At 65.1% G+C, this 19,334-nt stretch carries 15 protein-coding genes and 1 pseudogene; 9 read left to right on the top strand and 7 right to left on the bottom strand.

What is annotated here, in order from left to right; genetic code table 11:
* Positions 1-173: 173 nt before the first annotated feature.
* Complete coding sequence (locus YUA_RS0124635) at positions 174-3,656, bottom strand: tetratricopeptide repeat protein (RefSeq protein WP_027533075.1); 3,483 nt, start codon at positions 3,654-3,656, stop codon at positions 174-176.
* A 364-nt stretch (positions 3,657-4,020) separates the two neighbouring features.
* Positions 4,021-4,608: a PadR family transcriptional regulator gene (locus tag YUA_RS0124630; RefSeq protein ID WP_027533074.1), complete on the bottom strand. Its 588-nt coding sequence runs from the start codon at positions 4,606-4,608 to the stop codon at positions 4,021-4,023.
* A gap of 202 nt (positions 4,609-4,810) precedes the next feature.
* Between YUA_RS0124630 and YUA_RS0124625 the strand changes: the two genes are divergently transcribed.
* The 4 genes from YUA_RS0124625 (at position 4,811) to YUA_RS0124610 (ending at position 10,666) form a co-directional block, all read left to right on the top strand.
* Positions 4,811-5,194 carry a nuclear transport factor 2 family protein gene (locus YUA_RS0124625; protein WP_035971844.1) on the top strand — a complete coding sequence of 128 codons (384 nt, stop codon included), beginning with the start codon at positions 4,811-4,813 and terminating at the stop codon, positions 5,192-5,194.
* Between the two features lie 55 nt (positions 5,195-5,249).
* Positions 5,250-7,040 (top strand): acyl-CoA dehydrogenase C-terminal domain-containing protein, encoded by a 1,791-nt coding sequence (locus tag YUA_RS0124620; RefSeq protein WP_027533072.1) that lies wholly within the window; start codon positions 5,250-5,252, stop codon positions 7,038-7,040.
* 48 nt (positions 7,041-7,088) lie between these two features.
* Positions 7,089-8,297 (top strand): acetyl-CoA C-acetyltransferase, encoded by a 1,209-nt coding sequence (locus YUA_RS0124615; RefSeq protein ID WP_027533071.1) that lies wholly within the window; start codon positions 7,089-7,091, stop codon positions 8,295-8,297.
* A gap of 155 nt (positions 8,298-8,452) precedes the next feature.
* Positions 8,453-10,666 (top strand): FAD-dependent oxidoreductase, encoded by a 2,214-nt coding sequence (locus YUA_RS0124610; RefSeq protein WP_027533070.1) that lies wholly within the window; start codon positions 8,453-8,455, stop codon positions 10,664-10,666.
* A gap of 88 nt (positions 10,667-10,754) precedes the next feature.
* On the opposite strand, the pseudogene gstA reads toward YUA_RS0124610, so the two are convergent.
* Positions 10,755-11,371 (bottom strand): annotated as a pseudogene (gene gstA / locus YUA_RS44970) (glutathione transferase GstA).
* A 126-nt stretch (positions 11,372-11,497) separates the two neighbouring features.
* Between gstA and YUA_RS0124600 the strand changes: the two are divergent.
* From YUA_RS0124600 to YUA_RS0124590, 3 genes are all read left to right on the top strand, one after another.
* Complete coding sequence (locus YUA_RS0124600) at positions 11,498-11,995, top strand: MarR family winged helix-turn-helix transcriptional regulator (protein WP_027533069.1); 498 nt, start codon at positions 11,498-11,500, stop codon at positions 11,993-11,995.
* Between the two features lie 99 nt (positions 11,996-12,094).
* Positions 12,095-13,465: a glutamate--cysteine ligase gene (locus tag YUA_RS0124595; RefSeq protein WP_027533068.1), complete on the top strand. Its 1,371-nt coding sequence runs from the start codon at positions 12,095-12,097 to the stop codon at positions 13,463-13,465.
* Between the two features lie 186 nt (positions 13,466-13,651).
* Entirely contained in the window at positions 13,652-14,227 is a 576-nt protein-coding gene (locus YUA_RS0124590) for a PAN domain-containing protein (RefSeq protein ID WP_027533067.1), read from the top strand.
* A gap of 7 nt (positions 14,228-14,234) precedes the next feature.
* Here YUA_RS0124590 and YUA_RS0124585 read toward each other — a convergent pair whose 3' ends face one another.
* Genes YUA_RS0124585 through tldD form a run of 3 tightly spaced genes read right to left on the bottom strand, consistent with a single transcriptional unit; the run spans position 14,235 to position 17,014 of the window.
* Positions 14,235-14,801 (bottom strand): nucleotidyltransferase family protein, encoded by a 567-nt coding sequence (locus tag YUA_RS0124585; protein ID WP_027533066.1) that lies wholly within the window; start codon positions 14,799-14,801, stop codon positions 14,235-14,237.
* A gap of 12 nt (positions 14,802-14,813) precedes the next feature.
* On the bottom strand, positions 14,814-15,590 hold the full coding sequence (gene lepB / locus YUA_RS0124580) for a signal peptidase I (RefSeq protein ID WP_027533065.1): 777 nt from the start codon (positions 15,588-15,590) through the stop codon (positions 14,814-14,816).
* Entirely contained in the window at positions 15,587-17,014 is a 1,428-nt protein-coding gene (gene tldD / locus YUA_RS0124575; protein WP_027533064.1) for a metalloprotease TldD, read from the bottom strand. The genes lepB and tldD overlap by 4 nt, the downstream gene beginning before the upstream one ends.
* A gap of 167 nt (positions 17,015-17,181) precedes the next feature.
* On the opposite strand from tldD, the gene YUA_RS0124570 reads away from it, so the two are divergent.
* Positions 17,182-17,469 carry a hypothetical protein gene (locus YUA_RS0124570; protein WP_035971842.1) on the top strand — a complete coding sequence of 96 codons (288 nt, stop codon included), beginning with the start codon at positions 17,182-17,184 and terminating at the stop codon, positions 17,467-17,469.
* Positions 17,470-17,475: 6 nt separating this feature from the next.
* On the opposite strand, the gene YUA_RS0124565 is transcribed toward YUA_RS0124570, so the two are convergent.
* Positions 17,476-18,024 carry an invasion associated locus B family protein gene (locus tag YUA_RS0124565; protein WP_027533062.1) on the bottom strand — a complete coding sequence of 183 codons (549 nt, stop codon included), beginning with the start codon at positions 18,022-18,024 and terminating at the stop codon, positions 17,476-17,478.
* Positions 18,025-18,470: 446 nt separating this feature from the next.
* On the opposite strand from YUA_RS0124565, the gene coxB reads away from it, so the two are divergent.
* Positions 18,471-19,325, top strand: coding sequence for a cytochrome c oxidase subunit II (gene coxB, locus YUA_RS0124555; protein WP_027533061.1), 855 nt, complete (start codon positions 18,471-18,473; stop codon positions 19,323-19,325).
* Positions 19,326-19,334 lie beyond the last annotated feature (9 nt).

Genomic DNA, 19,334 nt, shown 5'->3' with positions numbered 1-19,334 from the left:
GGGAGAGGGTCGGGGAGAGGGTGCCTCCGCAGTGAGACTCCCCAAGAGGAGAAAGCCCTCACCCGGCGCGCGGGACGATGCTGTCGCATCGCCCGGGACGCGCCGACCTCTCCCGCAAGCGGGAGAGGTGCACCGAGCCCGCGGCCCGTTTGGTTTGATAAAGCTACTCGGCTCTAATGCGCCGCTGACGCCGACTTCTTCACCGCGACCGGCTTCGGTGCGGGCTTGGCGGTCGCCTGCGGTGCGCTGTCCCAGCCGCCGGCGGGCGCCTGGACGTTGACGGCGTCGTCGGGCTGCGGCTCGGCGCTAAAGGTCTGGATCGCGAGCTTGGCGGCGGCGAGCGATTGCGGGTCGAGGCGCTTGGCAACGTCATCGCGCTTGGTCGCTGCGTCCGCATCGCCCTGTCCGGCCGCGAGGGTGAACCATTTGTAGGATTCGGCGAGGTTCTGTTCGACGCCGATGCCGCGGGCGTAGAGGATGCCGAGGTTGAACTGGCTGTCGGCGACGCCGCGATCGGCCGCTTTGCGGAACCACTGCGCTGCGCTCTTGTAGTTGGCGCCACGTCCGCCGCCGTCGGCGTCGAGCACTGCGAGATTGTGCATCGCCTTGGCGTTGCCGCGCTCGGCGGCCTGCGTGTAGTAGCGGCGGGCGATGTCGGCGTCCTTCTTCACGCCGAGGCCCTTTTCATAGAGTGTGCCGAGGCGGAAGGTCGCGGGCACCACGCCGGCCTGCGCCGCGCGGTCGTACCACTTCGCCGCTTCGTCGTAATTCGCGGCCACGCCCTTGCCTTCGGCAAAGCGCACGCCGATCTCGTAGGCCGCGGTCGCATCGCCCTTCATCGCGGCGGTGCGCAGGCCGGGGCCGCCGATGCCGTCGGGCAGCTTCTCGCTCGGCGGCACCTGGACTGTGCCGATCCGTGCGCGGCTCGTGCCCGACAGTGCACCGGTCACGTCGCTGGAGGCCGCGGGCGGGGGCGGCGCTGCGGCAGGGGCGGACGGAATTTCGACCGAAGCCGTGTTGCCGGAATTCTTCGCAGGTGCCGGCGCGGCATTGTTCTGGGACTGCTTGCCGATCGGCGTCGGCGAGGTCATCGACGGCGTGACTTGTTCCGGCGCGGCGGGCTTGCTCTCGACCGGCGGCGGTGCCTGCGGCGCAGGCTGGCTTGTATTCTCCATTGCCTGCGGTGCCGGCGGCGCGCTGCCGCCTTCGAGCAGGTTCATGGCCATCTTGAAGGTGCCGAGCACGATCACGACAACGCTCGCGCCGACCAGCAGCGAGCGGATCTTCGAGGTGATGGTCGAGCCGCCTTCCTGGCTCTGGCCCTTGTCCTTGGTGCGGGCCGCGATCGCAGCCTTGACGCCGCGGGCGGGCTTCTCGGGCGGTTGCGCGGCGGCAGCTTGCGCTGCGCGGCGCGCGGCCGCGATGAAGCTCGACGACGACACCGGCTCCTTCGGTGCGGCGGGGATTTCGCTGATCGCGCTTTCGGACGCGGCAATGCGCTCGGACGGCGTGGTGGGTCGGCCATTCGGACGCGTGCCGGGCTCGAGCGGATGATCCGGCGGCAGTTCGGGCGCGATCGCAGCGCGCGCAGGCGCCGTGTGCGGCTCGAGGATCTCGCTGATCGCGCGCGGCGGGACCGGCGCCGCCATCGGCGCCGGGGGCGGCGCTGCGGGCGCGGCGGCATGGAATTCACGCGGCGCGGCCACGAAGGTAGAATGCGCCGGCTGCTGCGCGGCGGCCGGATTCGGCAGTTCGGGCTTCGGATCGTAATTTGGCTGTTGCGGCTGCGCCGGCCGTTGCTCGCGCGCCATCGGCGCCGGCTCGACCGGAGCGGCCATTGGCAATGGCGCAGCCATCAGCATCGGCGCAGGGGCCGGCGGCGCAGTGCGCACCGCGCGCAGATCACCCTCGATCATGGCGAGGCGATCGACGACATGGCCGAGCGTGTTATGCACGGCCTCCAGCGAATCCTGCGTGCTGCGGTTGGTCTCGGCTTGGCTGTAGCGGATGTCGGACAGCTCGCGCTTGACGAGATCGACCATCCCGGAATCGGGAGACGGCGCCGCGCTTCGGCTCTCCGCGAGCGCGGAATAGGTGGCTTGCTGCCGTTCCAGGTGTCGCAGGATGTCGTGCAGCCCGTCCTCGACGCGGCTCAAATTGCCGCCGCGCGAATCGGAATTGGTCTCGATCCGCTCCAGCAGATAGGAGACCCGCTGCTCGAGATGCGCGAAGGTCGAGGTCGAATCGTTGCCGACCTGCATGCGATCGAAACGGTCGGACAGCGCGCGGATTGCACTTTCCAGATGTTCGGTGCTCTCGATGGCTTGCGGCCGCTCGCGTGTTTCCAGTGCGGAGGTCAGCGCGGCGATGCGTTGCTCCAGCACCGCAAAGCTGTCGCCGCGGTCCGAGGCGCGCGTGACCTGGTCGACCTTGGACGACAGCAGCTGCACGTCGTCGGAGAGGCGCGCCAGCGCTTCGTTGGAGGCGACGTTGGAGACAATGCCGCGCAGGGCCGAGATCGCGCCTTCGAGCTGGCGCACCGTGGAAGGATCGTCATTGGCGCGCAGAATCAAATCGAGCTTGGCGCCGAGATTGCGGATCGCCTCGTCATAGCCGGTGAGCTGCTCGGCGGGCGTCAGCGTGCGCAGCACCTGCTTGATGTCGGCGAGCGCGCGCTCGATGCCGGACAGCACCTGGCCGTCGGTACCGTTGGAGCGGGTCTCGTCGATGCGACGGTGCAGCGAGCGGATTTCGTTCTCGATCGATTCGATCGCGCGGCGCGGCATCGCCTCGGTGATGGCGTGTCGGATCTCGGCGAGCTCGGAGCGGAAGGCGTTGATCGCTTGCTCGGTATTGTCAGGGCGCTGGAGCGACTCGATCTGGCTCGTGATCTTGAGCAGATGGCGTTCGAGCGACGAGAAATCCGGCCCCGGCTGCGGTGGCGGCGGAGCATAGGCAGGCGCGGGTGGCGCTATTGGAGGCGCCATGGGAGGCGCGTAAGGAGCGGCAGAAGGCGCGATCGACGGCGCAGCGCGCGGCGGCATCTGCCGGGGCGCAAAGCCGTCAAGCTCGCTCTGCCGTGCGGTGATCTCGGCGACCGCGACGTCGAACGACGCCGGGCTTAGAGGAGGTGAGCTGCGATAGACCTGCGCGGCTGCACGCTCGACCGCATCGGCCTGGCGGTGACGCGTTTCGACCGGCGCGGCGCGCTGTGCCTGCGGCTGCTGCGCTTGAGGCTGCGGGGGCCGAGAGATCTGCGACAGGCGGGCATCGAGCCGCGAGATCGCGTCATTGAGCTGGCGGGCGACGCCCTGCTCGCGCGAAACGTCTTGCCGTGAAGCGTCCTGTCGTGGCGCTGTGGGTTTTGAAATTCGCTCGATCTGCTGGGTGATCGCGTCGAGCCGCTGATGGATGTCGGCGACGTCGCGGCTCTCCTGGCTCGGCATTGGCGCTGAACGCGGATCGGGACGCAGGTCCTGACGTTGATCCTGACGCTGCTGTTCGTAAGGCCCGCGAAAGTTCGGCGGGGCAGTCTCGCCGAGCGTGGAGTTCAGCCAATCGTTGAGGGACATGCCAGCGCGACGCGCAGCAGCTTCGGCCCGCTCCCTGACGGATGGATCAATACCGTCAACGCTCCACGATACGCGCGAATTCATGACTCTGTCCGGTTCCGACTCCGGCGCCCCACCCGGCGCCTCCAGTCTCCCCACGCGTGCCGGTTGTAAAGACAATCGGATTTGGCGCGGGTCGTCTGCCTCGAAAATCGACTTTTGTCCGTTACGGTAAATAACGGGTTAAGGAACGCGTTGCCGGTGTCTTAAAGTTGGGCGCCGGGAACCGGGGGGCTTGCGATCGGCTTTCGCGTGATGGCCGGTGTGCTCCCTCCCTCGCCTGCGGGGGAGGGCCGGCGAGAGGGTGTCTCGACAACGAAGACTCCCCGAGAGGAGAAAGCCCTCACCCGCGCCTACGGCACGACCTCTCCCGCAAGCGGGAGAAGTGAAAGGCACCGCCGATGCCGATCTAGCCCTTCTCGCGCTTGCCATCCTCCAGCGGCACCACCGTGGCCTTGCCGCTCATCGCTGACAGCGCCTCGAGCGCTTCCTCGCAGAAATCGGCCACCATCTGCTCGTGCCGCGCGCCGAGGCGGAGCAGCAGCAGATTGCCGAGGTCGAGCACGCCCGACGCCGTCCCTTCCGGGAAACGCTTTTTCAGGATCCGCTCGTAGTTCTCGTGCCGGTCGCGGTGATGCTCCAGGCGGTCCATCAGATCGGTGCGGATCGGCTCGATGTCGATGCTGTCGAGCGCATGCAGCCGGACCAGCAGGTCGTCCTTGATCGAGGGCGGGGTGCTCGGTCGCGCAGCCCAGTGCCGCAGCGCTGTTCGCCCTTCCGAAGTGAGCGTATAGATGAGTTTATTGGGCTTGCCTGATTGGACGACCTCACGGCCCTGGATGTAGCCGCGGTCGCGCAGCTTGGAGAGCTCGCGGTAGATCTGCTGGTGGTCGGCCTTCCAGAAGAAGCCGACCGAGGAGTCGAATGTCTTGGCGAGCTCGTAGCCCGTCATCGGACGTTCCGTCAGGCATGCGAGGATCGCGTCGCCCAGTGCCATGTGACCTGCCTCCCTGTGACCTTGACCAACCAGCTTGACTTTATGCGCATCGACGCATATGCGTCAATGTGCATATGATGTGGTCCGGGGTCGGGTCCAAGAACCAACCCAAAACCCAGCGGAAACAACCCTCTCGCTACTGTGCATGGGGTTGTTTTCGCGCTTTTGCCAAGGCGTTCGATTCAAGGGAGGCACCCTGACCATGACCGGTCTCGATTCCTGGTACAGCTTCATGACGTCCCATGACCGCACCGCGCTCTGGGATCTGCTCCATCCTGACGCCGTGTTCGAAAGCCCCGTCGTGCATTCGCCGCAGCGCGGCCGCGACATCACTTTCAAATATCTCGCCAGCGCCGAGAAGGTGCTCGGCGGTCCCGGCTTCACCTATGTCGGCGAATGGACCAGCGCCAACGGAGCCGTGCTCGAATTCAAGAATGTCATCGACGGCATCGAGATCAACGGCGTCGACATCATCACTTTCGATGCCGAGGGACGCATCACAAATTTTAAGGTGATGGTGCGTCCGCTCAAGGCCATCAACATGCTGCACCGCCTGATGGCGGAGCAGCCCGCCGCCCAATCGTAAGAGAATTCCACCACTTCAAGCCCCATATCACTTCAAGATTTGCCGGGAGACCGCCATGCCGATCTATAAAGCCCCCGTCGAAGACGTGAACTTCCTGCTCAACGACGTCTTCCAGATCGACCGCTACGACAATCTCGCCGGCTTCTCCGATGCGTCGAGCGACGTGCGCGAGGCGATCCTGGGCGAAGCCGCCAAGCTCGCCGAAGAGGTGCTGCAGCCGCTCAATCGCGTCGGCGATCTCGAAGGCTGCAAGCGTGCCGACGACGGCAGCGTCACCACGCCGAAGGGTTTCAAGGAGGCGTTCAAGCAGGTCGCCGAGGGCGGCTGGCTCGGTCTGTCGGCACCGACCGAGTTCGGCGGCCAGGGCCTGCCGGTAACGCTCTCGCAAGCCGTCAACGAATTCCAGATCTCCGCCAACATGGCGTTCTCGATGTATGGCGGCCTCACCATGGGCGCGACCGCGGCGCTGATCGTCCACGGCACGCCGGAGCAGAAGCAGACTTACGTGCCGAAGATGGTGGCCGGCGAATGGACCGGCACCATGAACCTGACCGAGCCGCATTGCGGCACCGATCTCGGCATGCTGCGCACCAAGGCGGTGCGCCAGGCCGACGGCAGCTTCAAGATCACGGGCACCAAGATCTTCATCTCGGCCGGTGAGCATGACCTCGCTCCGAACATCATCCACCTCGTGCTCGCCCGCATCGAGGGCGCACCCGCCGGCATCAAGGGCGTCTCGCTGTTCGTGGTGCCGAAATTCCTGGTCAATGCCGACGGTTCGGCCGGCGCTCGCAACGGCGTGGTCTGCGGCTCGATCGAGCACAAGATGGGCATCCATGGCAATTCCACCTGCGTGATGAACTACGACAGCGCCACCGGCTGGCTGATCGGCGAAGAGAACAAGGGCATGCAGGGCATGTTCGTGATGATGAACGAGGCCCGCCTCGGTGTTGCCGTGCAGGGCCTCGCGCAGTCCGAGGTCGCCTATCAGAACGCGGCCGCCTATGCCCGCGAGCGCATCCAGGGCCGCGCGCTCACCGGCGTGAAGGCGCCGGACAAGCAAGCCGACCCGATCATCGTGCATCCCGACGTGCGCCGCACGCTGCTGTCGATCCGCGCCTTCAACGAAGCCGCGCGCGCCTTCGTGATGTGGACCGCACTGAAGAGCGACGTCGCCCATCGCTCCGAGGATCCGAAGGACCGCCAGGCCGCCGACGACCACATGGGCCTGATGACGCCGGTGCTGAAAGGCTTCCTCACCGACTACGGCTTCGCCAATGCGGTGCAGGCGCAGCAGATGTATGGCGGCCACGGCTACATCGCCGAGCAGGGCATGGAGCAGTTCGTGCGCGATGCGCGCATCGCCATGATCTATGAAGGCGCCAACGGCATCCAGGCGCTCGACCTCGTCGGCCGCAAGCTGCCGCGCGACGGCGGCCGCGCCATCATGGCCTTCTTCGGCGAGGTCATGGCCTTCGCCAAGGAGAACGGCGGCGACGAGGCGCTGAAGCCTTTCATCACCCCGCTCTCGGCTTCGCTCGGCCATCTCCAGCAGGCCACCACCTGGCTGATGCAGAACGCGATGGCGAAGCCGGACAATGCCGGCGCCGCTGCAACGGATTACCTTCATCTCTTCGGCTTCGTCGCGCTTGGCTACATGTGGACCAAGATGGCGAAGGTGACGCAGGCCAAGATTGCCGCCAGCGGGGCGACGCCTTATCTCTCGACCAAGCTCGTGACCGGCCGTTTCTTCATGGAGCGGATGCTGCCGGAGACCGCGGCCAATCTCGCGCGCATCCAGTCCGGCTGCGCCACCATCATGGAACTGCCGGCGGAAGCGTTCTGAGGTTGCTTCCGCGCCATCAAAGTTCGAACAACAGATCAGGAGGGCGTCATGCCTGAGGCATTCATCTACGACCACGTTCGCACCCCCCGCGGCCGCGGCAAGGCCGACGGTGCGCTGCACGAAGTCACCGCGCTTGCGCTCGCCACCGTGCCGCTGAAAGCGCTGAAGGACCGCAACGACCTTCCGGAAGATTCCGTCGATGACGTCATTCTCGGCGTGGTCGATCCGGTCGGCGAAGCCGGCTCCGACATCGCGCGCTTTGCCGCGTTGAAGGCGGGTCTCGGTGAAGCCGTTCCCGGCGTGCAGATCAGCCGGTTCTGCGCCTCCGGCCTCGACGCCGTGAACTTTGCCGCAGCCCAAGTGATGAGCGGCCAGCATGAGCTCGTGATCGGCGGCGGCGCCGAATCCATGAGCCGCGTCGGCATCGGCGCCTCCGGCGGTGCCTGGCCGATGGACCCGTCGATGGCAGTGCCCTCATATTTCATGCCGCAGGGCGTCTCGGCCGATTTGATCGCCACCAAGTACGGCTTCTCGCGCGACGACGTCGATGCCTATGCAGTGCAGAGCCAGCAGCGCGCGGCGAAGTCCTGGGAAGAAGGCCGCTTCAACAAGTCCGTGGTGCCGGTGAAGGACATCAACGGCCTCACCATTCTCGCCAAGGACGAGCACATGCGTCCCACGACGACGATGCAGTCGCTGGCGCAGCTGCAGCCGTCGTTCACGATGATGGCGCAGATGGGCGGCTTTGATGGCGTCGCGGTGCAGTCGCACCCCGAGATCGAGCGCGTCAACTACGTGCACCACGCAGGCAACTCGTCGGGCATCGTCGACGGCGCCGGCGCCGTGCTGCTCGGCAGCAAGCAAGCGGGCAGCAAGTACGGCCTCAAGCCGCGCGCAAAAATCCGCGCGTTTGCCAATGTCGGCTCCGAGCCCGCGATGATGCTGACCGGTCCGGTCGACGTCACCGAGAAGCTGTTCGCGCGCTCCGGCATGAAGAAGTCCGATATCGACCTGTTCGAGCTCAACGAGGCCTTTGCCTCGGTCGTGCTGCGCTACATCCAGGCCTTCGACATCGACAACGCCAAGATCAACGTCAATGGCGGCGCGATCGCGCTCGGCCATCCGCTCGGCGCGACCGGAGCGATGATCCTCGGCACCGTGCTTGACGAGCTCGAGCGCACCAACAAGTCCACCGCCCTGGTCACGCTGTGCATTGGCGGCGGCATGGGCACCGCGACCATCATCGAGCGCGTGTAACGAGCTGCCGTAGGGTGGGCAAAGCGAAGCGTGCCCACCACTGCTGTTTCCGCGAATGATGGTGGGCACGGCGCAAGAGCGCCTTTGCCCACCCTACGAGATCTTAAGTCAACCGCCGCGCCTGGGATCGGCTGCGGCACCGAGGAGCAACCAACATGGCTTACAAGAACTTCAAGGTTGAGACCGATTCCGACGGCATCGCGCTCGTCACCTGGGACATCCCCGGCCGTTCGATGAACGTGCTCGACGAGACCTCGACCAGCGAGCTCGACGCGATCGTCAAGGCGACCACGGCCGACGCTGCGGTGAAGGGTGTCGTCATCACCTCGGCGAAAGAGGCGTTCTGCGCCGGCGCTGACCTGTCCATGCTCGAAGGCATGAACCAGGCCTACGCAAAGGTCTTTGGGGAGCAGGGCGAGACTGCCGCGAACCAGATGCTGTTCGAACAGAGCCGCCGCTTTTCGCAGGTGCTGCGTTCGATCGAGACCTCCGGCAAGCCGTGGGCGGCCGCAATCAACGGCCTCGCGCTCGGCGGCGGCTTCGAGATCACGCTGTGCTGCCACTATCGCGTGGCTGCGGAGAATCCCAAGACCCGCCTCGGCCTGCCCGAGGTCAAGGTCGGGCTGTTCCCCGGCGCCGGTGGCACGCAGCGCGTACCGCGTCTGGTGCCGCCGCAGGATGCCATGACCATTCTGCTCAAGGGTGACCCTGTTACGGTCGAGAAGGCCAAGGCGCTGAACCTGATCCACGCCATCGTTCCGGCTGCTGACCTCGTCAAGGCCGCGAAGGATTGGATCAAGGGCGGCGGCAAGGCCGTCGCACCCTGGGATGACAAGGGCTTCAAGCTGCCGGGCGGCCCGGTGTTCTCCAAGGCCGGCATGATGATGTTCCCGGCCGGCAACGCGATCTATCGGCGCGAGACCTACGACAACTATCCGGCCGCGCGCGCGATCATGAGCTGCGTCTATGAAGGCCTGCAGTTGCCGATCGACGCCGCGCTTCGCGTGGAGTCGCGCTACTTCACCTCGGTGCTGCGCTCGAAGGAAGCGGCCGCGATGATCCGCAGCCTGTTCCTGTCGATGCAGGAGCTGAACAAAGGCGCGCGCCGCCCGAAGGACGTGCCCGCGACCAAGGTGAAGAAGATCGCCGTGATCGGTGCCGGCTTCATGGGCGCGAGCGTCGGCTACGTCTCGGCCCGCGCCGGCCTCGACGTCGTGCTGATCGATCGCGACCAGGAGAGCGCCGACAAGGGCAAGGCGCATGCCCAGAAGATGATCGAGGACCAGATCAAGAAGGGCCGCGCCAAGCCGATCGACGCTGAGGCGCTGCTCGCGCGCATCACGCCGACCGCGGACTATGCGGCCCTGAAGGACGTGGACCTCGTCATCGAGGCCGTGTTCGAAGACCGCAAGGTCAAGGCGGACACGTTTGCCAAGGCGCAGGAGCACATGAAGCCCGACGTGATCTTCGCGTCCAATACCTCGACGCTGCCGATCACCTCGCTGGCCGAGAGCTTCAAGGACCAGGGCAAGTTCGTCGGCATCCACTTCTTCTCGCCGGTCGAGAAGATGATGCTGGTCGAGATCATCAAGGGCAAGAACACCGGCGATGTCGCGCTCGCGACCGCGCTCGACTACGTCCGCCAGATCGGCAAGACGCCGATCGTCGTCAACGACAGCCGCGGCTTCTTCGCCAATCGCTGCGTCGGCCGTTACGTCGCCGAGGGCAACGAGATGTTCCTCGAAGGCGTGCCGCCGGCGATGATCGAGAACTGCGCCAAAATGGCCGGCATGCCGGTCGGCCCCCTCTCGCTGTCTGATGAAGTCGCACTCGACCTCGGCCTGAAGATCATGAAGGCGACCGAAGCCGATCTCGGCCCCAACGCCATCAACCCCGATCAGAAGAAGCTGATGGTCGAAATGGTCGAGAATCAGGGCCGTCTCGGTCGCAAGAACAGCAAGGGCTTCTACGACTATCCCGAGAAGGGCAAGGGTCAGAAGAGCCTGTGGCCGGGCCTTTCCGCGTTGCAGCCGAAGCAGCTCGATCCTGACACGCTCGATGTCGAGGAATTGAAGCAGCGCTTCCTGGTGGTGCAGGCGGTGGAGGCCGCGCGCACCGTCGAGGATCACGTCATCACCGATCCGCGCGAGGCGGATGTCGGCTCGATCCTCGGCTTCGGCTTTGCGCCGTTCACCGGTGGCACGCTGTCCTACATCGACTTCATGGGCACGAAGAAGTTCGTCGAGCTCTGCCACAAGCTTGAAGCGAAGTACGGCTCGCGCTTCACGCCGCCGAAGCTTCTCGAGGAGATGGCCGCGAAGAGCGAAACCTTCTACGGCCGCTTTGCGCCAAAGAAGTCGGCTGCTTAAGGCCTCGCCCGAACGTCTCACGTATTCGTGACAACAAGAAAGGCCGGATCAGGTGATCCGGCCTTTTCGCTATGCTGCGGATTGCGCCTCAGGCGGCCTGCGCAAGCCCTTCCTTCTTGAGGGCTTCCTGCACCTTCGGCCGCGCGGCGACGCGGGCCTTGTAGGCGGTCAGGTGGGGCATCGCCGAGAGGTCGAACTTCATCCGGTCGCCCCAGGTCAGCATCGTGAAGAGATAGCCGTCGGCGACCGAGAATTGCTTGCCCATGAGGTAGTCGCGGCCAGCGAGCTCGCTGTCGATGTGCTTCAGCTTGCCCATGACGCGGTCCTTGAAGAACGCCTTGGCTTCGTCGTTCAGCGCCGGCGCGAACAGCGGGCCAAAGCTCTTGTGCACCTCGGAGGTGAGGAAGTTCAGCCATTCGAGCAGCTTGTAGCGCTCGGAACTATCGCGCGCCGGCGCCAGCGCCTTGATCGGGGCCTTGTCGGCGATCATCTGGACAATGACCGGGCCTTCGGTCACGATCTCTCCGCTGTCGAGGGCCAGCGCGCCGGGACCTGACCCTTCGGATTGACCTTCAGATAGTCTTCACCGTTCTCGAGCTTCTTGGCCCGGAGATCGACCTTGACCAGCTCATAGGGCAGATCAGCCTCCAGGAGCGCGATATGGGGGGACAGCGAGCAGGCGCCGGGCGAGTAATACAGTTTCATGGAATTTCCTCCTCTTAACGCTTGGGTGCGGCGAAAGAACGCCTACATGCATCTGCATGCAATAGTCAAGATTGATGCAGGTGCATCGAGTGGGGTAAGAAGCGGACGACGAGTTTGAGCGGGACCATGAAACGCAAACCATCGACTGAGGCAACCAGTGCCTGGATCCGCCTGATGCGGGTGCAGAGCCGTGTGCTCGACTGCGTGGAGCAGGACCTGAAGAAGGCCGGGTTCCCACCACTGGCATGGTACGACGCGCTGCTCGAATTGTCGCGCGCGCCGAGCGGCGAGCTGCGCCCGGTGGAACTCGAGCGGCAGATGCTGATCCCGCAATACTCCACCTCGCGCCTGATCGACCGACTGGTTGACGAGGGGCTCGCCTCCCGGCGCGAATGCAAGATCGACAAGCGCGGCCAGTTCGTCGAGATCACGGAGGCCGGCCGCGAATTGCAAAAGCGGATGTGGGGCGCCTATTCGGCTGCGATCGAGAAATATGTCGGCTCGAAACTGTCCGATGCCGATGCCGTCAAGCTCAGCGGTCTGCTCGACCGCCTGGGTTGCTCGTGCGGTGAGATGAAACTGCCGCCCGTCGTCAACGTCAACGAAACCTCGCCGTCGCGATGACCGCGCGGCAACCCAGCACGTCCGCGCGCCCGGTGGGTTCGCGGACTATCCCCGTCACCCGCGCGCATTCGATCGAAGCGCTTCTGATTAGAGTTTGATATGGCGCGAGACCAGATCGATATGACGCCGCTGCAATCGCGCGACGAGCTCGTTGCGTGGTTCGAGGCCGGCTGCAAGGACCCGTCCGAATTCCGCATGGGCACCGAGCACGAGAAGACGCCGTTCACGCTGGAAGGCCACCGTCCGGTGCCTTACGAGGGCGCGCGCGGCATCGGTGCACTGCTCGAAGGCATGAAACTCCTGCTCGGCTGGGAGCCGATCATGGAGAGGGGCAACATCATCGGCCTCTACGACGTCACCGGTGGCGGTGCGATCTCGCTCGAGCCCGGCGGGCAGTTCGAGCTCTCTGGCGCGCCGGTGGAGAACGTACACCAGACCCAGAGCGAGCTGATGGCGCACTTAGCGCAGGTGCGCGAGATCGCGACCCCGCTCGGCATCGGCTTCCTCGGTCTCGGCATGACGCCGTCCTGGTCGCGCGCCGACATCCCGGTGATGCCCAAGGGGCGCTACAAGATCATGACCAATTACATGCCGAAGGTCGGCCAGTACGGCCTCGACATGATGTACCGGACCTGCACGGTGCAGACCAATCTCGATTTCTCGTCCGAAGCCGACATGGTCAAGAAGCTGCGCGTCTCGCTGGCGCTCCAGCCGGTCGCGACCGCTCTGTTTGCCAATTCGCCCTTCACCGAAGGCAAGCCGAACGGCTTCCTCTCGTTCCGCTCCGAGATCTGGCGCGACACCGACAATGCGCGCGCCGGCATGATGCCGTGGGCATTCGAGGACGGCATGGGTTTTGAGCGCTATGTCGACTATGCGCTCGACGTGCCCATGTATTTCGTCAAGCGCGGCGAGGACTACATCGACGTGTCGGGCTCCTCGTTTCGGGCCTTCTTCGACGGCCGCAACAACAATCTGCCCGGCGAGCGTCCCACCCTGTCGGACTGGGCCAACCATCTCTCGACGATTTTCCCGGAAGTGCGGCTCAAGCGCTACCTCGAGATGCGCGGCTCCGATGGCGGCCCGTGGGGCCGTCTGCCGGCGCTGTCTGCGTTCTGGGCCGGGCTGCTCTATGACGACGTGTCGCTCGATGCCGCCTGGGACCTGGTGAAGCACTGGACCGCGCCTGAGCGTCAGGCCCTGCGCGACGACGTGCCGCGCTTCGGCTTCAAGGCGCGGATCAAGGACCGCTATCTGTTCGAGATCGCCAAGGAGTGCCTCGTTCTGGCACATGCGGGCCTGCGTCGCCGCGGTCGCATCGACGCGATCGGTCGCGACGAAACGCGGCATCTGGAGCCGCTCGATCGCATCATCGATTCCGGCCGGACCCCGGCCGAGGAGATGCTCGAGAAGTTCAATGGCGCCTGGAAGGGCTCGGTGGAACCGGCCTACGCGGAATACGCGTTCTAGAGCGCATTTGAGCATGATTTGCTCGGAAAACCGCGTCACACTTTGCGCGAACGCGGCCCTTCGGGTTCGGGTCATGCTTTAGGCCACCGATCAGGATTTGGGCTGTTCATCGCCCATACAGGTTTGCGGCCATCAAATGACCGGTCGAAAAACCTAAGCGCCGTCAATAACTCGAAAGCTGTTCCGATGGGGAAGGGCCGCCTGCCTGCCGTCATGGCAAAGGTCTTGGCAAGCGTCGTGGCCTGCGTCACGCTGCTGTCGCTCGTGCTTGCGAGCGGGCCTGCGCGCGCCCAGACGGCGTTCGACCGGCCCGGCGGCGATTATTCCAACACACCGATCACGTCCGGTGATCCCGCGGATTGTGCGCTGCTGTGCGAGCGCGATCGCCGCTGCCGCTCGTGGAGCTTCAGCTATCCCGATATCGATGGCGCAGCGGCCGTGTGCTGGCTCAAGAATACCGTGCCGCCGCGACAGCCCGCCAATTGCTGTATCTCAGGCGTGCGCGGCGCCGGCGTGATCGAGCCGCGCGTTGAGGGCGTCGAGACCTCGATCGACCGCCCCGGCGGCGATTTGCGCAATTTCGACCTCAAGGACGGCGAAGGCGAGGACATCTGCAAGGCCGCCTGCACGGCCGACAACAAATGCCGTGCCTTCACCTATGCCCGTCCCGGCTATACCGGCCGCGAAGCGCGCTGCTTCCTGAAAAAGGACATCAAGCCGCCGCGGCGGAAGGCCGGGTTCACGTCGGGCGTGGTGAGATAGGCTCGGATCACTCCGCTGCTATCAGCGTAAGCTCCGGCCATAGTGCTTTCCATCGTGCCGCCTTCGCCGCGTAGTTCGCCGCGGAGAAATTCAGGGCCAGATTGGGCCGCACGATCAATCTCTCGACGTCGTCGAACCCATGCGGTGCGTAGACCTCATGACCATTATCCAAGCGTCTCACGCCGATTTGCGTGTTCTGCGTGAGGAAGCGGTCGATGCCGTCGGTCGCACGCGTCAAGGGCGGATAGGGCAGGCCGTGCTTGCCGGGATACCAAAGATGCACGCGCGCCTGATTGCGGATCTCGATCTTGGCGCCGAGATGCCCGAGCCGTTCGTGCAGCGTGCGGATCACGGCGTCCTCGGCTTCCCACGACGTATCGGGGTCAAAATAGAACGCGTCGTAATCGGAGATGCCGTGATCGATCGCACGGCCCGTCAGCACGTTCCAGACCGTCTGAGCCAGGCAGCCCGCCACCAGCCATGCATCCGGCAGCGCGAGCCGAGGCAGTTCATCGAGGATCGCACCGTTGACTGGATTCTGCAGGGCGAGGGCAAGAAATTCGTCCTTGCCCACCCTACGATCAGCTCAGTGCACAGCGGTGAAGAACCGCGCGAGGCGGAAGCCGGAGAGCCAGGTCCAGACCGGCTGGCCGCGCATGCCGAGATCCCAGGAGCCGAGCACGGCATCGGCGCGGCCGACGAGATTGTCGACCGGCAGCAGGCCGACGCCGCCGGAGCGCAGCGGCACGCGGCTGTCGGCCGAATTGTCGCGGTTGTCGCCGAGCACGAAGAGATGCCCGGCCGGCACCGTCACTTCCTGCGTGTTGTCGAGCGGACCGTTGTCGCGCATCTTGAAGATCAGGTGCTTGACGCCGTTCGGCAGCGTCTCGACATAGCGGTAGGCCGGCTCGCTGCCGCCATTGTCGTCTTCGGCGGCACCGACGCCGTCCGGCTTCAACTCGGCGGGGCGGTCATTGATGAAGAGCTGACCCTGTCGCATCTGGATGCGGTCGCCGGGCAGGCCGACGACGCGCTTGACCCACGCCTGCGAGCGGTCGCCGGGCCAACGGAACACCACGACGTCGCCTGCCTTTGGCGTCTCCGCGAAGACGCGGCCGGTTTCCGGCAGATTGATCTGGATCGGCAGCGACGAGGTGCCGTAGCCATAGGGGAATTTCGAAGCCAGCAGCGCGTCGCCGATCAGCAGCGTCGGCTCCATCGAGCCCGACGGCACATAGAACGGTTCGGCCAGCGCGCCCTTGGCGATGAAGACGGCGGCGACGATGCCGGCAAGCTGTACGAGCTGACCGCCCCAGCCGCTGCTCTTCCGCTTGGTGCTGACAGTCACTTTCTCAACGCTCATGCGCCCGTTCCACCCACCGTAATGCGTTCCATCAGCAGCGACGGCTGGCCGACGCCGACCGGCACGCCCTGGCCGTTCTTGCCGCAGGTGCCGATGCCGGTATCGAGCGCGAGATCGTTGCCGATCATGCGGATGCGATGCAGGTCGGTCGGCCCGTTGCCGATCAGCATGGCGCCCTTCAGCGGCGCGCCGATCTTGCCGTTCTCGATCTTGTAGGCCTCGGTGCACTGGAAGACGTATTTGCCCGAGGTGATGTCGACCTGTCCGCCGCCGAAATTCGCGGCAAACACGCCGTTCTTCACCGACGCGAGAATCTCGGCCGGGTCGCGGTCGCCCGCGAGCATGTAGGTGTTGGTCATGCGCGGCATCGGCACATGGGCATAGCCCTGGCGACGGCCGTTGCCGGTCGGCTTCATGTTCATCAGCCGCGCGTTCTGGCGGTCCTGCATGTAGCCGACCAGGATGCCGTCCTCGATCAGCACGGTGCGATTGGTCGGCGTGCCCTCGTCATCGATCGACAGCGAGCCGCGGCGCGAGGCAATGGTGCCGTCGTCGACCACGGTGACGCCCTTCGCCGCGACCTGCTGGCCCATCAGGCCGGCAAACGCAGACGTCTTCTTGCGGTTGAAGTCGCCTTCGAGGCCATGGCCGACCGCTTCATGCAGCATCACGCCGGGCCAGCCGGCGCCAAGCACGACGTCCATCTCGCCGGCGGGCGCGGGAATCGATTCCAGATTGACCAGCGCCTCGCGCAGCGCGCCGTCGGCGGCGTCGCGCCAGGACTGAGTCTCGATGAATTCGGCATAGCCGGCGCGGCCGCCATAACCCTTGCTGCCGCTCTCCTGGCGGTCGCCCTGGCCGGCGACGACGGAGACGTTGACCCGCACCAGCGGGCGGATGTCGCGGTAGCTCTCGCCGTCAGGCCGCAGGATCTCGACGACCTGCCAGGTCGCACCCAGGCTGACGCTGACCTGCCGCACCCGCGGATCCTTGTCGCGCAGATAGGCGTCGATTTCGGCCAGCAGCTTGACCTTGGTCTCGAAGCCCGGCGCGTCCAGCGGATTGTCGTCGGAATACAGCCGCACATTGGTGCGCGGGGGCGGGGCGGCAAAGCTGCCGGAATAGCCGCCGCGGACGGCGGCCACCGCGTCGGCGGCGCGAATCAGCGCCGGCAGCGACACGTCGGATGAATGGGCATAGCCGACCGCATCGTCCTTCACCGCGCGCAGGCCGAATCCCTGCGAGGTGTCGTAGGTGGCCTGTTTCAACCGCCCATTGTCGAACATCAGCGCTTCGGTCTGGCTATATTCCAGGAACAATTCGCCGTCGTCGGCACCGGCAAGGCCACGCGCGACTTCGTGGCGAACCTGGTCGCGATCGAGATTGGCGCGGTCGAGCAGGGAGGTTGTGGCAGGGTTGGTCATGCGTCCGTCCATTATCGGGGGATGTGCGGCAAGATAATGGTTTCGGAACGCTTCCGCGAGGGGCGGACCGTCACATTACGGAAACGATAGGTACGGCTCGGAATTAAGCCGGCTTTCAAGCTTTGCGGGTATGACAGCGTCACTCTGGACGAGACCGCGGCAAAAGCATGTGGAATTCCCTGCTTGTGTTCTGGGATCAGTATCACGGCCTGATCATCGGCTTCGCCGTCCTGGCGCTGGTCCTGCTCGCCAATCAGCTGATCTATCGCCGGTTCTGGACATCCTATTCCACCCGCGAGGCCTATCTGGCGGCACATCCCGGCTGCGACACCGCTGACGGCATCGTTTGCGCGGCGTGCCGGCAGAAGGCGTTGGAAGGGCCCGTGGCCGGCCGAGGCCGCATCTATCGCTGCGGCTGGTGCGAGACCGAGCTTTATCGCGTCGATGGGGCCTGAGCGCTTCTACGGCAGCTTGTCATAGCCTTCGCCGAGCCCGTTCAGGCTGAGCGGGAAGCCGATGCCTTCCTCGGGCGTCTCGAAGATGATGAAGGTCGCGGTCTTGGCGCTGCGGAGTTGGCCGAGCAGCTTGTCGTCCATGACGACCTCGGCGACGCAGCCATTGGGCAGGCAGCGGACGAAGCCGGCGCGGCCGACGTCCTGATTGTCGAGCTTCAGGCCGAGACCGGAGGGCAGGAGGACGCCCAAGGGGGCGACCACGCGCATCAGGCGGCTTTTCTGGTCGGCGGTCTTGAGCACGATCACGGTCAGGCCGGCGTTGGAGCGGTCTTCCGCCACCACGCTCTGGATCAGGGCGCATTGCTCGGCCTGGGCGCCCGGCGGGGTGTCGCAGCGGATCTGCCAGTCGCCATGGACGGAGCGCACCGCGCCCTGCGCATGGGCGAGGCCGGGCAGGAAAAGGCTCGGCAAGGCAAGGAAAAGGACGGCAGCCAGGAGGCCGATCAACGCTGTGAGGCCATCAGCCGGCCTTGCCATGCATCTCGAAAGCCCCATCGGGGTCGGTCCCTCTGCTCGCTTGGGTCGTTCGCGCTGGTGGACTGATACGGGAATGACGGCGTCTTGAAGGCAATTCACAAGCAAATTCTGCGCCGCCTTGGCCGCCATTGCCGCCACGAATCAGGTTCCTGCACGGCCCTGCGCCAGTGCCTACAGCGGGCAATCCGGCTGTCAAGCCGCGGCATCCCGGGAAGCGGTATTTTTGTCTGAAGTTGCTGGGAAATATCTTGCGGGTGATGGCTGACGGAGGGGCTCAAGACTGCATTGCGATAGATCAAGAATTATGGTTTGAGAGGCTTGATTTCGGCGTTCTAGCGATCTGGCCCCAATTCCTCTTAGAGGTATTCTTGCGCGGCGGTTTGTCAGGCGGGCGGATCGAATAAGCGTTTCCCGGAAATAGGGGAGCGCACTTGGGGTGATTTCGTAAGGGGAGCGCGAACGGCATGAGGATGTCGATGAGTCGGGTGGGCCGGCACTTGCTGGGATTGGCCACCATCGCCTTGGTGGCGGCTGGCATCACGCTGGTGACGGGCGGCGCGGCATTTGCCGAGCTCGGGCAGCCGGCGCCGTGGGAATGGCACCTCCAGGCCTCCGGGTCTCCGGTGATGGACAATATCGTCTGGTTCCATGACTTTTTGTCCGTACTGATCATCGTCATCACGCTATTTGTGCTGGCGCTGCTTGTGATCGTGGTGATGAAGTTCAACGCGAAGGCCAATCCGGTGCCGTCGCGGACCACCCACAACACGCTGATCGAGGTGGTGTGGACCCTGGTGCCGGTGCTGATCCTGGTCGGCATCGCGGTGCCGTCGTTCCGCCTGCTGTTCCTCGAGCTCGACGTGCCGAAGGCGGACCTGACGATCAAGGCGACCGGCAAGCAGTGGTACTGGTCCTATGCCTATCCGGACAACGGCAAGTTCGAGTTCGACTCGTTGATGGCCCAGGACAAGCAGCCCCGGCTGCTCGGCGTCGACAACGAGATGGTGGTGCCGGTCAACAAGGTGATTCGTGTTCAGGTCACCGGCGCCGATGTCATCCACGCGTTCGCGTTGCCGGCCTTCGGCGTCAAGATCGACGCCATTCCGGGGCGGCTGAACGAGACCTGGTTCAAGGCCACCAAGACCGGCATGTTCTACGGCCAGTGCTCGGAGCTCTGCGGCAAGGACCACGCCTTCATGCCGATCGCGATCCGCGTCGTGAACGATCAGGAGTTCGCCTCCTGGGTTGAATCGGCGAAGAAGAAATTTGCGAGCGGCGGCACCAGCACTTTCGCCTCCGCAGCCGGCCCGACGCAATAAGCGCCGGAC

The organism is Bradyrhizobium sp. WSM3983, assembly GCF_000473045.1.
In the GTDB taxonomy this organism is placed as follows: domain Bacteria; phylum Pseudomonadota; class Alphaproteobacteria; order Rhizobiales; family Xanthobacteraceae; genus Bradyrhizobium.
This window is presented reverse-complemented; position numbering and strand designations above follow the sequence as displayed.